The organism is Demequina sp. NBRC 110053, from assembly GCF_002090095.1.
GTDB lineage: Bacteria > Actinomycetota > Actinomycetes > Actinomycetales > Demequinaceae > Demequina.
The window spans coordinates 776,556-790,618 of sequence record NZ_BBRJ01000002.1; the positions used below are offsets into that span (position 1 = coordinate 776,556).

The following is a 14,063-nucleotide window of genomic DNA, read 5'->3' on the forward strand; positions in this document are numbered from 1 at the left end:
CCAACCTAGCAGCGGTGCCCGACACCGCACGCGGTCCCGCGCGTCACGAGCCGGGGTGGTACGGCGAGACCACCACGTCCACGCGCTGGAACTCCTTGAGGTCCGAGTAGCCCGTGGTCGCCATCGACCGGCGCAGCGCTCCCATGATGTTGGTGGTGCCATCCGCCCGGTGGCCGGGTCCCTGGATGATCTCCTCGAGGGTGCCGGTCGTGCCCACCTCGACGCGCTCGCCGCGCGGCAGCTCGGCGTGGTAGGCCTCCTGACCCCAATGGAAGCCTTTGCCGGGCGCCTGCGAGGAACGCGCGAGAGCGGCGCCCAGCATGACCGCATCGGCCCCGCACGCGAACGCCTTCACCAGGTCCCCCGCCTTGCCGAGGCCGCCGTCAGCGATCACATGCACGTAGCGGCCGCCGGACTCGTCCAGGTAGTCGCGGCGCGCCGCGGCGACGTCTGACACGGCCGTGGCCATCGGCGCGTGGATGCCGAGCGTGGTGCGGGTGCGCTGGGCCGAGCCGCCTCCGAAGCCCACGAGCACGCCGGCGGCGCCGGTGCGCATGAGGTGCAGCGCCGCCTGGTACGTGGACGCTCCGCCCACGATGACGGGCACGTCGAGGTCATAGATGAACTTCTTGAGGTTGAGCGCCTCGGCGTCGCCGGAGACGTGCTCCGCGCTCACCGTCGTGCCGCGGATCACGAACAGGTCCACGCCGGCCTTGAGGACCGTCTCGTAGTGCTCCTGCGTGCGCTGCGGGCTCAGGGCGCCGGCGACCGGCACGCCCGCGGCGCGGATCTGCTGGAGACGGGCCGCGATCAGCTCGTCCTTGATGGGCTCGCGGTAGATCTCCTGGAGGCGTCCGGTCGCGTCCGCGGCGTCGAAGCCGGCGATCTGCTTGAGAAGAGGCTCCGGGTCCTCGTAGCGAGTCCACAGGCCCTCGAGGTCGAGCACGCCGAGGCCGCCCAGGCGGCCGAGCTCGATGGCCGTCGCGGGGCTCATCACCGAGTCCATGGGCGCAGCGATCACCGGGATGTCGAACTGGAAGGCGTCGATCTGCCAGGACAGGCTCACCTGCTCGGGAGCACGCGTGCGCCGTGACGGCACCACGGCGACGTCGTCGAAGGAGTATGCGCGCCGTCCGCGCTTGCCGCGCCCGATCTCGATCTCGTTGCTCACCGGGACAGCCTATCGGCCCAGGCCCCAGCGGGCGCCGGGCTCCGTCACGGAGCGTGCGCTGTCAGCCTCGCGTGGGAGAGTGTCACCATGACCTGGCTAGACGAGACCATGGTGGGCTTCGACACCGAGACCACGGGCATCTCCACCGAGAACGATCGGATCGTGACGGCGGCGATCATCACGAGGTCGGGTGACCAGGTGCGGACCCGCACGTGGCTCATCGATCCAGGAGTCGAGATCCCGGCCGGCGCGACCGCCGTCCACGGCATCACCACGGAGCTGGCGCGCGCGGAGGGGATGCGGCCAGCCGATGCGCTCGAGGAGATCGCGACGGTGCTCGCGGAGGCGCTGGCCGCCGGCATCCCCGTCGTGGGCTTCAACGTCCAGTTCGACCTGTCCATCGTCGAGGCCGAGCTCGAGCGCCATGGGCGCGCGTCGCTCGCGTCGCGCGTTCCCCAGGGAGTGCGCCCTATCGTCGATCCGTACGTGCTCGACCGCCACCTCGATCGCTACCGCAAGGGCAAGCGCAAGCTCATCGACCTGTGCACCCTCTACGCCGTGCCGGTGGTCGCGGACGACCTCCATGCTGCGGATGCCGATGTGCTCGCGACCCTCGACCTGGTGCACGCGCTCGCCGCCGCCTACCCGACCATCGGGACGGTCGAGCTCGATGCCCTGCACGACCAGCAGGTGGCCGCGCACCGAGACTGGGCCGTGGGCTTCGCCGCGTGGCTGACCTCCCGCGGACGCACCGAGGACCTGCCGCGTCCCGAGTGGCCGGTGGCGAGCACTCAGGTCCAGCCTGCGCGAGGCGCGACCACGTCCGAGTCGCTGTTCTGAGCCGCGCGGCGTTAGCGTGAGGACATGATGACGAGGTCACATGTCCGCTGAGGCACCCCCTCCCCCGGCGGCGGGTCCCCTCGCCGATGCGCGCGCTCAGCTGGCGGAGGCGATCGAGCACCTGGGCGTGGACGCCGGCACCCACCGCATGCTCGCGACGAGCCGCCGGGAGATGGCGGTATCGGTGCCGCTGCGCAGGGATGACGGCACCATCGCGACCTACGAGGGCTTTCGCGTGCAGCACAACTTCTCGCGCGGCCCCGCGAAGGGTGGGCTCAGGTTCTCGACCGCCGTCGACCTCGACGAGGTGCGTGCCCTCGCGATGTGGATGAGCTGGAAGTGCGCGCTGGTCGACGTGCCCTATGGCGGCGCCAAGGGCGGCGTCGCGATCGAGCCCCGTGACCACTCGCTCGCGGAGCTCGAGCGCGTCACCCGTCGCTATACCTCCGAGATCCTGCCGATCATCGGGCCCGAGGTGGACATCCCGGCGCCCGACATCGGCACCGATGAGCGCACGATGGCGTGGATCATGGACACCTACTCGGCGTCGAAGGGCTTCACCGTCACCGGGGTGGTGACGGGCAAGCCCATCAGCCTGGGTGGCTCGCTCGGTCGCGCGATGGCGACGTCACGCGGCGTCGCCCATGTGGCGCTCATGGCGATGGCGAGCCGAGGGCTGGACCCGACCGGCGCATCGGCTGCCGTGCAGGGGTTCGGCAAGGTGGGACGCGGCGCGGCACGCCTGCTGGCCGAGGCCGGCGTGCGCGTGCAGGCCGTCAGCGACGTCGACGGCGCCGTGTGGTCGGAGGCGGGACTGGACATCGCCCGCCTGGGCGACCACGTGGACGAGCATGGCACCGTGGTGGGTTTCGACGGAGCCGAGGCGATGGACGCCGGCGGCCTCGTGACCCTCGACGTCGACGTGCTGGTCCCCGCTGCGGTCGAGGGCGTCATCACCGCAGACAACGCCGCTGACGTCAGGGCGCGCATCCTCGTCGAGGGTGCGAACGGTCCCACCACGAGCGCGGCGGACGCGATCCTCGCGGACATGGACGTGCTGATCGTGCCCGACATCCTCGCCAACGCGGGCGGTGTCATCGTGTCCTACTTCGAGTGGGTGCAGTCCAATCAGGCATACCGATGGTCGGAGCGCGAGGTCAATGACAAGCTCGAGGAGCGCATGACGCGGTCGTGGCACGACGTGGTCGACTACTCGGGCGTCCACGGCCTCTCCTATCGTCAGGCCGCGACGGCCCTCGCGGTGAGGCGCGTGATCGAGGCGCACGAGCTGCGCGGACTGTATCCCTGATCCGCCGCACCCCAAGCTCGGGCGGCGCAGGGGCAGGGCTCAGCCAGCCGAGGTGCGCGCAGGCTCCGGCCCCTCGTGCGCGCTCAGCCCGTGCTCGGTCTTCTCCCAGTAGTGGGGCCGGACGATGAGCTGACCCAGCCCCTTGTACGCGGCGATCGAGTGGAGCACCCAGTACAGCGGGTTGAGCAGGGCCCACGGCACCAGCCAGAAGGCGCCGCGCTTGAACGGTCCCATCATGTTGAGGTAGATGATCAGGCCATTGCCGATGAGGAAGTTGAGCAGGCAGACTGCCAGCACAGCCGGCGGGAAGTAGGCATCGAAGAACTCCTCGGGCGTCAACCACGTCACGACGGTGATCACCATGAAGGGCAGCACCCCGAGGAAGGTCAGCGGCGTGCCCCCGATCAGCAGCGCGAAGCCCCAGACGCGCCGCCACCCCAGCTCGCGCACCAGTCGCCGAGGCGACCGCGCGTGCACCAGCGAGGTCTGCATGTAGCCCTTGATCCAGCGGCTGCGCTGGCGGATGAAGTTCGGGATCGAGGTGTTGGCCTCCTCCCACGTCACGGAGTCGACGATGCCCACGCGATAGCCGAGCGCGCCGGCGCGGATGCCCAGGTCGGCGTCCTCGGTCACGTTGAAGGGATCCCACCCGCCCAGCTCCCTGAGCATGCTCGTGCGGAAGTGGTTCGACGTGCCGCCCAAGGGGATGGGAAGGGTGTCGACGTCGAGCCCGGGCAGCATGTAGTCGAACCAGTAGGAGTACTCGAGCGTGAACATGCGCGTCAGCAGGTTCTCGCGCGCGTTGAAGTAGTTGAGCTGGGCCTGCATCACGGCGGTGCGCTCACCGGCATGGCGGAACGCGAGGAAGGACTTCTTGAGCTGCAGCGGGTCGGGTGCGTCCTCGGCGTCGTAGATCACCACGAACTCGCCCGTGCACATGGCGAGCCCCACGTTGCACGCGCGCGGCTTGGTCTGGGGCTTGCCCCGCGGCACCACGACCACCGTCATGTAGTCGGGGGTTCCGGACGCCTCGATCGCATCGCGGGTCTCATCGTCCTCCCCCTCGACGAGGATCAGCACCTCGAGCTTGTCGGTCGGATAGTCGAGCGCTCCGAGGTTCGTGACGAGCCGATGCACGATGTTCGCCTCGCGGAAGACGGGCACGAGCACGGTGTAGACCGGCAGCTCGCTGTCCTCCAGCGCCTCGATCTCCGCTGGATCGATGTGGTCCACCAGGTCGTAGCGCGCCCCCCGGAGAGACACCCAGAACTTGAACGCCGTCGACGCCAGGAAGACCACGCTCGAGACGCCGAGGACCGCGATGATCGTGCCGACAGGAGCGATCACCAGCGCCACCACGAAGGCGATGAGCGCGACGGCGAGCACGATCTTCTGGGAGCGCAGCACCACCACCCGCGCAGACAGCCGCGGGTCGCGCTCCCACAGTCCGTACGTGGCCTCGTGCGCGACGTCCGCCGAGGCGGTGCGGATCCGGCTCACGACGGCCACCCCCTCGCGAGGGCGTCCATCCAGTCCTGCGACGCCGGGTACAGCACGAACGCCGTCACCCACGCGACCACGGCCTGGCTCACGGCCAGTCCTATGACCAGCGCCAGGTAGCCGCCTCGCGGGCGCCGAGGAAGCAACGCGATGCCGATCGTGAGGAGCAGCAGGAACGTCACTCCCGCAGAGCCGCTCGGCGTCGCGCCCAGCACGACGGAGAGAAGGATCGACGCCGTGACGAGCGGCGGCATGAGCGCGAGCAGAGGGCGCCGGACTGCGAGCGCGAAGGCCACCCCGGCCACGGCGGGAGCGAAGTAGAGCCAGCCCCACGGCCCGGTGAGCACGTCTCGCACGAGCAGAGCGCGCTCGAGATCGAACTGCAGGCCCTGCCCGCCGAACACGAAGAGCAGGTCGGAGCGGAACACGAGCCCCAGGACCGACACGGCCCCGAAGGCAGCGACGGTCGGGAAGACGATGACGAAGGCGTTCGCGAGCCTCGCGCCGCGACGGGAGTGCACGAGGAACGGCACCACGCAGCCAGCGATCACGATGGAGAACAGGAACGCCGGCGCGGAGAGCGCGGCGAGCGCGAAGAGGATGCCCGCGCGGAAGCCCGCCTGGGTGTTGGCGAAGACGATGAAGCGGACCACGTCGACGAGCCCTAGCCCGAAGAGCGCGAGCGCCAGAGTGATCTCGAGGTTGGTCGTCACGTTGGCTGCGAACAGCGGCGTGGCACCCAGCATGAGCAGCAGCACCACGCGCTCCGGCCACCCGTAGTCCTGCCGGCGCAGCCATTCGAGGACACGCTGCAGGAAGAAGCCGGCGATGAGCGAGCCGACGATCGCGAGCCCGACCGCACCGCCGGGCACGAGGAGCGCGGTCACGCTCGTCACGGGCGGGTACAGCCGCACCAGGATGTCCACGTCGGCCGGAGCCGCCGAGAGGGCCGACACCTGGTCCACGAGAGCGGCGTTCGGAGTCGCGGTGGAGAAGTACTCCTCCGGGTCGGCGGCGAGGGCTGCCGAGATCACCAGGAAGGGCACCGCGAAGGCGAGCCGCAGGGCCCACCGCGCAAGGCGCGAGGCCGGATACTTCGGGAGGGGGCCCCGACCCAAGCCCTCCCGCCGAGACGGCCGCGCCGCGTCGAGCGCGTGCGCGGGACTCGGGAGGGACATATCGACCATCATGGCACCGGGTTCGCGCGGCGCAACTGCCAGGGGGGATCGGTGTGACCAAGTGGGCACGCGCGCGCCACGCCCCGCCACGATCCTGCGTCAGGCGACGAGCACGCGCCACAGCATCGTGAGCGACACCACGACGATGAGGACCCGCAGCACGAGCGGGTTCACCCGCAGCAGGATGTGGGAGCCGATGTACGCGCCGATGAGCTGCCCGACGATCATCACGCCGCCGATGACCCACACCACCTTGCCGGCGAACGCGAACACGATCAGCGACGCGACGTTGGTGGCGAAGTTCAGGGTCTTCGCGATGGCGGTGGAACGCCTGAGCGGGAGAGCGCGCAGCGCGACGCCGGAGAGCGCGAACAGGGACCCGGTGCCGGGGCCGAAGGCGCCGTCGTACGCGCCGATCGCCGGCACCACGGTCGCCTCATAGGCCGGATCCGACATGCGCGGCCGAGCCGGAGGGTGATGCGCGCGGGGGACGAACAGGAAGTAGGCCGCGATGACGGCGAGCACCACGGGAATGACGATCTCGAGCGCGTCCGGCGACGCGAACAGGATCGCGATCGACCCCGCGATGGAGCCGAGGAACGCCCACAGCATGGGCCAGCGAACGTCGCGCCATCGGACCCCGTGCTTGCGCAGCACCTGGTAGGTCGCCATGCCCGTCCCGGCGGGAGCCTGCAGCTTGTTGGTGCCCAGCGCCTGGAGCGGCGGCACGCCAGCGAGCAGCAGCGCCGGCACCGTCAGCAGCCCACCACCGCCCGCGAGGGTGTCGAGGCATCCGGCGACGAGCGCGACGAGTGCGAGGACCGCGAGCAGCTGCCAGGTGATCTCCACGCGTCAGCGCCTGTCCATGGTGCCGGCGGCGCGCCGGTCAGCGACCCGAGTAGTTGGGCGCCTCGACCGTCATCTGGATGTCGTGGGGGTGCGACTCCTTGAGCCCCGCGGGCGTGATCCGCACGAACTTCCCCTTCGAGCGCAGCTCGTCGATGGTCCGCGCTCCCACGTAGAACATGGACTGGCCCAGGCCGCCGACGAGCTGGCGCGAGACGTCGTGCAGCGAGCCCTTGAACGGCACCCGTCCTTCGATGCCCTCGGGGATGATGTCGTCGTCGCTGGGTGCGTCGGACTGGAAGTACCGGTCCTTCGAGTAGGACACCCGGCCCCGGGACGCCATGGCGCCCATGGACCCCATGCCGCGGTAGAGCTTGAACTGCTTGCCGCCCACGAGCACCAGGTCGCCGGGCGCCTCGGCGCAGCCGGCGAAGAGGGAGCCGAGCATCACGGACTCGGCGCCCGCGACGAGCGCCTTCGCGATGTCTCCCGAGTACTGGAGGCCGCCGTCCGCGATGACGGGCACGCCGGCGGGCGCGGCCGCCTTGGCGGCCTCGTAGACCGCCGTCACCTGGGGCACGCCCACGCCAGCGACCACGCGCGTGGTGCAGATGGATCCCGGCCCGACGCCCACCTTGACCGCGTCGACGCCGGCGTCGACGAGCGCCTGCGCGCCCTCGCGGGTCGCGACGTTGCCGCCGATGACCTGCACGTGCGACGTGGTCGGGTCCGTCTTGAGGCGCCGGATCATGTCGATCATCGCCTGGGCGTGCCCGTGCGCCGTGTCGACCACGAGAGCGTCCACCCCGGCCTCGACAAGTGCCACCGCTCGCTCCCACGCATCTCCGAAGAACCCGACGGCGGCCGCGACGCGCAGCCTGCCGTGCTCATCCTTGGTGGCCTTGGGGTACTGCTCGGACTTGACGAAGTCCTTGACCGTGATCAGGCCGGTCAGCCTGCCGTGCTCATCGACGAGGGGCAGCTTCTCGATCTTGTGCTGGCCGAGCAGCGCGGACGCCTCGGCATTGGGCATGCCCTCGCGCCCGGTGACGAGCGGCATGGGCGTCATCGCCTCGCGCACGCGCCGCGACTCGAAGTCCTTATGGTCGATGAACCGCAGGTCGCGGTTGGTGATGATGCCCAGCAGGGTGCGGTCCTCGTCGACCACGGGCAGGCCGGAGACCCGATACTTCCCGCACAGCGCGTCGAGCTCGGCGAGCGTCGCGTCCGGCCCCACGGTGACGGGGTCGGAGATCATGCCGGACTCCGAGCGCTTCACGATCTGCACCTGATGCGCCTGGTCCTCGATCGACAGGTTGCGGTGGAGGACGCCGATGCCGCCCTGGCGCGCCATGGCGATCGCCATGCGCGCCTCCGTCACGGTGTCCATCGCGGCGCTCAGGAGCGGGATCGAGATGCGGATGTCGCGCGTCAGTCGCGTCGACGTGTCGACCTCGGACGGGATGACGTCGGACTGGCCCGGCAGGAGCAGGACGTCGTCGTAGGTGAGTCCGGTGAAGCTGAAGGGGTCGTTGTCAACGGGCGCCATTCGACGATTCTACGGAACTTCGACGCGGGCGCGGAACGCGCCGCTGACGGCCCGATGACGGCCCGGTGAAGCCGCGAAGAAGGGCCTTCCCATCGACTGAACTTCCAGGTATGAATGGAGGAGTGCACAATCTGTACGACGGATGTTATCGACTGTTGACCTATCCGATATGTCCGGAATACGGTGAGGTGTACCACCCGAGGTCGGGCTCAATGGAGAGCCTGAACCGTTTCCCAACACCAAGAATGGGGGCGCGATGGATTCGGTAGCGAAGCTTCCGGCACCGACGCAGGATCAGTGGGAATGGCAGTACGACGGAGCATGCCGGGATGCAGACCCCGACCTGTTCTTCCACCCCGAGGGCGAGCGCGGCGCGGCGCGACGTCGGCGGGCCGAAGCGGCCAAGCAGTACTGCGAGCAGTGCCCGGTGCTCGAGACATGTCGGGAGCGCTCCCTCATGGCTCGCGAGCCCTTCGGAGTGTGGGGAGGCATGAGCGAGGACGAGCGCCACGCGATGCTCGCGGGACGCCTGAAGAAGGCGAGCTGACGACCGCCGCACCTCAGACGCACGAAGGCCCCGGAGAACGATCTCCGGGGCCTTCGCCGCATTCTGGGGCTGCGATCAGCCGACCACGCCCAGCAGGTCGCGCGCCGAGAGGATCAGCAGATCCTCGCCGCCGTACTTGACCTCGGTGCCGCCGTACTTGCTGTAGATGACCTTGTCACCCACCGCGACGTCCAGCGGGATGCGGTTGCCGTTGTCGTCGACGCGACCCGGACCCACCGCGAGGACCTCGCCCTCCTGGGGCTTCTCCTTGGCGGTTTCCGGGATCACGAGGCCGGAGGCGGTGGTCTGCTCGGCTGCTGCCGGCTTCACCACGACCTTGTCCTCAAGAGGCTTGATAGAGACCGACACTGCGGACCTCACCTTCCATTCATCCAAGTTCTACACGTGGATCGCGACCGTCTCACGCCCTGCCGTCGCGGGGGTCAGAGCGTCAGGCGAGTGCCGCGCACTCCGTTCGGAGCACTGCCCAATTTAGCACTCACACCCAGCGAGTGCTAACCGACACCAGACGGTTCGCGCAGCGTGAAGGAGGCCCGTGAAAGGATCGCCCCATGGACGTCGTGATGGCCCGCGCGCTGGCCTCTCCCGAGGGCCTCTCACTGCTCGACGCCCTGCCGCCCTACTCGCCATCGGAGGCTGAGCGCGTGGGGCGTGAGCTGCGGGCCGGCGGCATCGCCCCTGAGCTCGTGGCCGCCGTCCTCACCCAGTCGCGGCTGAGAGCCGATGCGCGGGCGAAGTTCGGCGACTTCGCCGCCGGGATGCTCCTCACCCAGGCGGGACTCGAGCAGGCGACGCGGCTGCAGGTGGCAGCGCTCCACGCGCAGCGCTTCCGCGCGGCGGGTGCCCACAGGATCGCTGACCTGACGTGTGGGATCGGCGCCGACGCGATGGCGGCCGCGGCGCTGGGCCTCGGTGTCACGGCCTGTGAGCGCGACGAGGCGACGGCACTGTTCGCGGACCACAATCTCCGTCACTGGGACGACGCCCGCGTGGTGCACGCGGACGCGATGGACGTCGCGCATGCGCTCGACGTGGACGGCATCTTCGCGGATCCGGCGCGTCGGACGGCGCGCGGCAGGCGCCACGACCCGCGCGACTACTCCCCCGCCCTGGACGCGGTGCTCGCGCTGCGCGAGCGCGTCCCCGCGCTCGGCGTCAAGGTAGGCCCCGCCATCCCGCACGAGGCGGTGCCCGAGGACGCCGAGGCCGAGTGGGTGAGCGTGGAAGGGGCCGTGGTCGAGGCCGGCTTGTGGTGCGGACCGCTCGCCACCACCGCCGGGCACGCGGCGCTCGTGATCGACTCCGCTGGCGCGCACCGGCTCACCGGGTCGACCGATCGAGCCGCGGCAGGCGACCTGGGCGAGCACCTCTACGAGCCCGACGGCGCCGTGATCCGCGCTGGACTCGTGGGCGAGCTCGCGCAGCGCCTGGGCGCCCGTCTGGTGGATCCGACCATCGCGTACCTCGCAACAGACGCGGCGGTCGAGACGCCCTTCGCCCGCGGCTATCGAGTGGTCGAGGCCCTGCCGTTCAAGGTGAAGTCGCTCGCGGGCGCGCTGCGCGAGCGCGGGATCGGCACCGTCGACATCAAGAAGCGCGGCGTCGACATCACCCCAGAACAGCTGCGCCCCCAGCTGAGGCTGCGCGGTGACGGGCGCATCACCGTGATCCTCACGCGCATCGGCGACCGCCGCCTGGCGCTGCTCGCCGAGCCGCACCACCGCAGGCCCGCCCACGAGGCGGCCCACCCCACGAGTCGGCGCAGCGGCCCCTCCTGACGTACCCGATGCTCACAGCCCGAGCAGCAGTGTCACCGCGAGTCCAGCCATGATGGCGGCGATGGCGCCGTCGAGCACGCGCCAGGCGCCGGGGCGCGCGAGCACGCCAGAGAGCAGCCGGGCGCCGAAGCCCAGGCCAGCGAACCACACGATCGAGCCCGTCATCGCGCCGGCGGCGAAGACCCATGGTGCGGCCTGCGTCGCTGCGACCGTGCCGAGCAGCAGGACGGCGTCGAGGTACACATGGGGGTTGAGCCACGTGAGGGCGAGCGCCGTGGTAGCGACCGACGCCACGGTCGCGGCGCGCACGGCGACCACGCCGGCGGAGGCCGGGCCCGGCGCGCCGACGGCAGCAGCCTCAGCGCCGCCCGCGCCTGCTTCCGGCTCGAGCGCGCCATCGGGTGGGCGCCAAGCGCGGCGGGCAGCGACCACCGCATAGCCCAGGAGGAACGCCGCACCTGCGACACGCGCCGCGCCGGCGATCCACGAATGCGAGACGACGAAGGCTCCGAGGCCGGCCGTTCCCGCGGCGATCAGCACGGCGTCGGACAGCGCGCAGATGACAACCACCACGCCCACGTGCTCGCGCCGCAGTCCCTGACGCAGGACGAAGACGTTCTGGGCGCCGATGGCGATGATGAGCGAGAGCCCGAGACCTAGGCCGGACAGGAAGATCATGCATCCACGCTAGGAGGATCCGATGTGAAGCACCAGCAAGGGAACCTCACGCTCCATTAGCCTTGCTGATATGAAGGTGTCCCCGGATCTCGCCCTCACCCTCGCCGCCGCCGTCGACACCGGGTCCCTCGAGGCGGCCGCGCGCGCCCTGCACCTCACCCAGTCGGCGGTGAGCCAGCGCATCGCCGCCCTCGAGCGCCTCACCGGACAGGTGCTGCTCGTCAGGTCGCGGCCGGTGCGAGCGACGCCCTCAGGAGAGGCCGTCATCCGGTACGCGCGCCAGCTCGAGCACCTCGACGAGGACCTCGCGCACGGGCTGGGCCTCGATACGGCGGCCTCCGCACCGCTGCGACTCGCCGTCAATGCCGACTCGCTGTCCACGTGGCTGCTCCCCCCGCTCGCCCAGGCCTGCGCGCAGCTCTCGATCACGGTCGAGCTCCTCCGCGAGGACGAGGCGCGCACGGCAGACCTCCTGGCACGTGGCGAGGTGCTGGCCGCCATCACCACGCGCTCCCGGCCCGTGCCGGGGTGCACCGTCACCGGGCTCGGGTCCATGTCCTACCGCGCCTTCGCCACTCGCGACTACATGGCCCGATGGATGCCGGCAGGCGTGACCGTCGACGCTCTCGCCGCGGCGCCGGTCGTGGACTTCGATGGCAGCGACGACCTGCAGACACGGTGGCTGCGATCGTGGTCAGGCGACCTTGCTCCGCCTCGCCACCAGGTGCCCTCGTCCTCGGAGTTCGCGCAGGCCATCGCGCTCGGCATGGGCTGGGGCATGCTCGTCTCGGCCAACCCTGACGGCGCGGACCTGGTCGACCTCGGCGGCCCGACGATCGACGTGCCGCTGCATTGGCAGCAGTGGCGACTGGCGTCGACGAGCCTCCGGGCGGTCGCGGACGCTCTCGTGGCCGCCGCTCGCGCCGAGCTCGCGGCGACGCCAGGGCGTCAGGTCTCCTCAGCGCCGCACACGGCGTAGGGCAGATCGACGGCGACCGGCCAGGAGCCTCCCGGATCCCGTGCTCCGGTGAGGACGTCGACCAGCCCAGCCAGCGCATCGTCGGAGCGCCCGTACAGCGCGACGAAGACGTCCGCGTCACCGCGTTCGAGGACCCACGGCGCTCCCAGCGCGACCAGCACCTCCGCGTCGGGCACATCGGCGCCAGGGCCGACCAGAGCGATCACGGTCTCCGGCTCTGGCGCCGGATCGGGCGTTGCATCAGAGTCGGAGCCTTTGGAGCCGCGCCGCCCGGCAGTCGCCTCGATGCCGGCCGCAGCGAGCCCGCGGGCGACCTGCTCGCGCTGGGCGGTCGTGCCCCCGGTGACCAGCGCGGGCGCCGCCACGAGAGGAGGGGCGCACTCGCGGGCCGCCACGGTGGCGCCGGCGACCGCCAGCTCGCGCCCGTAGTTCTCGCCAGTGTCGACGAGCGGGCCGAGCCCGTCCTGCCAGCGTTGCAGGGCGATGAGCCTGGCGGCTGCCTCGTCCAGCCGCTCCCGCGGCACGTCGCCCGAGGATACGGCCGCGACCACGGCGTCCCGCGCGGCGATGGGATCGGCGGGCATGAGCAGCACGTCCGCGCCGGCGGCGAGAGCCTTGACGCTCGCCTCGCCAGGGTCGTGCGTCTGCGTGATCGCCCCCATGTCGAGGGCGTCGGTGATCAGGAGTCCGTCGAAGCCCAGCTCGCCGCGCACATACGCGTACGCGGCGGGCTCGAGCGTCGCCGGCGACGCGCCCCACTCGGCGACCGCGATATGAGCCATCATCAGCGCCGGCGCACCGGCGTCGACGGCGTGGGCGAAGGGTGCGATGTCGCGCTTCTCGAGCGCGGCGACGCTCGCACGTTGCACGGGCAGGCCCAGATGCGAGTCGGTGGTGACGGAGCCGTGGCCAGGGAAGTGCTTGATCACGGGCACCACCCCGCCGGCGAGGTAGCCGTCCACCGCGGCCTCGACGGTCGCGGAGACGTCATCGACCTGATCGCCCGCCGAGCGCGTGCCGATGGTCGGATCCGCCGGGCCGATCGTCATGTCTGCGACCGGCGCGAAGTTCATGGAGAAGCCCAGCCCGCGCATGTCGACCGCGGCCTGCGCGTAGACGTGCGAGACCTCCGCGGGATCGTGAGCAGCCCCGGCGGCCATGAAGGCGGGCAGGTCGGGCACCAGCCCTGCCAGCCGCGCCACGGTGCCGCCCTCCTGGTCGACGCTGACGATCGCGTCCCACGGGTGCACGGATGCACGCGAGATCGCGTTCGTCAGGGCGCGCACCTGAGCGGCCGAGTCGACTGCGCTACCCATCACGATGAGACCGCCGAACTTCCCGGCGGCCATGAAGCGGGCGGCCGCATCGGCATCCGGACTCGACCAGCGCGGGACGATCACGAGACCAGCCGCCTGCTCGAGGGAGAGCGCCTGGGCGTCCGCGAGCGCGCGCCGCCACTCGACGTCGCTCGGTCCCCACGCTCGGTCGGGCCCGGAGATGGGAGCCGTCACCTCGCGCCGTCCGTCGGGATCGGATGGAGCCGATGTGCTGGTTGCGCCCACTCCCGGCTCGCCTGTGCGCGGGTGCAGCAGAGCCGGGGCGACGATCGCGGCCGTCACGGCCACGACGGCACCCAGCGCCACCGCGGCGCGCACGACGGGAGTCAC

Annotated in this window: 13 protein-coding genes; 5 read left to right on the plus strand and 8 right to left on the minus strand. The window is 70.9% G+C overall.

Going from position 1 to position 14,063, the window contains the following annotated elements; genetic code table 11:
• Positions 1-43: 43 nt before the first annotated feature.
• Positions 44-1,171: a GuaB3 family IMP dehydrogenase-related protein gene (locus tag B7K22_RS03615; protein WP_084038419.1), complete on the minus strand. Its 1,128-nt coding sequence runs from the start codon at positions 1,169-1,171 to the stop codon at positions 44-46.
• 87 nt (positions 1,172-1,258) lie between these two features.
• On the opposite strand from B7K22_RS03615, the gene B7K22_RS03620 reads away from it, so the two are divergent.
• Complete coding sequence (locus B7K22_RS03620) at positions 1,259-2,011, plus strand: exonuclease domain-containing protein (RefSeq protein WP_084038421.1); 753 nt, start codon at positions 1,259-1,261, stop codon at positions 2,009-2,011.
• 40 nt (positions 2,012-2,051) lie between these two features.
• Positions 2,052-3,320 (plus strand): Glu/Leu/Phe/Val dehydrogenase, encoded by a 1,269-nt coding sequence (locus B7K22_RS03625; protein ID WP_084038423.1) that lies wholly within the window; start codon positions 2,052-2,054, stop codon positions 3,318-3,320.
• Positions 3,321-3,359: 39 nt separating this feature from the next.
• On the opposite strand, the gene B7K22_RS12320 is transcribed toward B7K22_RS03625, so the two are convergent.
• The 4 genes from B7K22_RS12320 to guaB all read right to left on the minus strand — a co-directional run bounded on the left by B7K22_RS12320 (position 3,360) and on the right by guaB (position 8,393).
• Positions 3,360-4,820 (minus strand): glycosyltransferase, encoded by a 1,461-nt coding sequence (locus B7K22_RS12320; protein WP_234983301.1) that lies wholly within the window; start codon positions 4,818-4,820, stop codon positions 3,360-3,362.
• Positions 4,817-5,998 (minus strand): hypothetical protein, encoded by a 1,182-nt coding sequence (locus B7K22_RS12325; RefSeq protein ID WP_234983302.1) that lies wholly within the window; start codon positions 5,996-5,998, stop codon positions 4,817-4,819. Before B7K22_RS12325 ends, B7K22_RS12320 begins: the two co-directional genes overlap by 4 nt.
• Positions 5,999-6,097: 99 nt before the next feature.
• Entirely contained in the window at positions 6,098-6,847 is a 750-nt protein-coding gene (locus B7K22_RS03635; RefSeq protein WP_084038427.1) for a TSUP family transporter, read from the minus strand.
• A gap of 37 nt (positions 6,848-6,884) precedes the next feature.
• Entirely contained in the window at positions 6,885-8,393 is a 1,509-nt protein-coding gene (gene guaB, locus B7K22_RS03640; RefSeq protein WP_084038429.1) for an IMP dehydrogenase, read from the minus strand.
• 256 nt (positions 8,394-8,649) lie between these two features.
• On the opposite strand from guaB, the gene B7K22_RS03645 reads away from it, so the two are divergent.
• Complete coding sequence (locus B7K22_RS03645) at positions 8,650-8,940, plus strand: WhiB family transcriptional regulator (RefSeq protein WP_084038431.1); 291 nt, start codon at positions 8,650-8,652, stop codon at positions 8,938-8,940.
• Positions 8,941-9,015: 75 nt separating this feature from the next.
• On the opposite strand, the gene groES is transcribed toward B7K22_RS03645, so the two are convergent.
• Positions 9,016-9,309 (minus strand): co-chaperone GroES, encoded by a 294-nt coding sequence (gene groES, locus B7K22_RS03650; RefSeq protein WP_084038433.1) that lies wholly within the window; start codon positions 9,307-9,309, stop codon positions 9,016-9,018.
• 203 nt (positions 9,310-9,512) lie between these two features.
• Here groES and B7K22_RS03655 point away from each other — a divergent pair, with 203 nt between their 5' ends.
• Positions 9,513-10,739 (plus strand): SAM-dependent methyltransferase, encoded by a 1,227-nt coding sequence (locus B7K22_RS03655; protein WP_084038435.1) that lies wholly within the window; start codon positions 9,513-9,515, stop codon positions 10,737-10,739.
• Between the two features lie 12 nt (positions 10,740-10,751).
• Here the strand turns inward: B7K22_RS03655 and B7K22_RS03660 are convergent, their stop codons facing one another.
• Positions 10,752-11,417, minus strand: coding sequence for a LysE/ArgO family amino acid transporter (locus B7K22_RS03660; RefSeq protein WP_084038437.1), 666 nt, complete (start codon positions 11,415-11,417; stop codon positions 10,752-10,754).
• Between the two features lie 70 nt (positions 11,418-11,487).
• On the opposite strand from B7K22_RS03660, the gene B7K22_RS03665 reads away from it, so the two are divergent.
• Complete coding sequence (locus B7K22_RS03665) at positions 11,488-12,396, plus strand: ArgP/LysG family DNA-binding transcriptional regulator (RefSeq protein ID WP_084038439.1); 909 nt, start codon at positions 11,488-11,490, stop codon at positions 12,394-12,396.
• Here the strand turns inward: B7K22_RS03665 and B7K22_RS03670 are convergent.
• Positions 12,366-14,063: a glycoside hydrolase family 3 N-terminal domain-containing protein gene (locus tag B7K22_RS03670; RefSeq protein WP_084038441.1), complete on the minus strand. Its 1,698-nt coding sequence runs from the start codon at positions 14,061-14,063 to the stop codon at positions 12,366-12,368. The two genes, B7K22_RS03665 and B7K22_RS03670, sit on opposite strands and share 31 nt — an antisense overlap.

What these genes read in the sequence shown, in the direction of transcription:
- B7K22_RS03620 (WP_084038421.1), top strand. Translation starts at nt 1,259, where the DNA reads ATGACCTGGCTAGACGAGACCATGGTGGGCTTCGACACCGAGACCACG.
- B7K22_RS03625 (WP_084038423.1), top strand. Translation starts at nt 2,052, where the DNA reads ATGTCCGCTGAGGCACCCCCTCCCCCGGCGGCGGGTCCCCTCGCCGAT.
- B7K22_RS12325 (WP_234983302.1), bottom strand. Translation starts at nt 5,998, where the DNA reads ATGTCCCTCCCGAGTCCCGCGCACGCGCTCGACGCGGCGCGGCCGTCT.
- guaB (WP_084038429.1), bottom strand. Translation starts at nt 8,393, where the DNA reads ATGGCGCCCGTTGACAACGACCCCTTCAGCTTCACCGGACTCACCTAC.
- B7K22_RS03645 (WP_084038431.1), top strand. Translation starts at nt 8,650, where the DNA reads ATGGATTCGGTAGCGAAGCTTCCGGCACCGACGCAGGATCAGTGGGAA.
- B7K22_RS03655 (WP_084038435.1), top strand. Translation starts at nt 9,513, where the DNA reads ATGGACGTCGTGATGGCCCGCGCGCTGGCCTCTCCCGAGGGCCTCTCA.
- B7K22_RS03660 (WP_084038437.1), bottom strand. Translation starts at nt 11,417, where the DNA reads ATGATCTTCCTGTCCGGCCTAGGTCTCGGGCTCTCGCTCATCATCGCC.
- B7K22_RS03665 (WP_084038439.1), top strand. Translation starts at nt 11,488, where the DNA reads ATGAAGGTGTCCCCGGATCTCGCCCTCACCCTCGCCGCCGCCGTCGAC.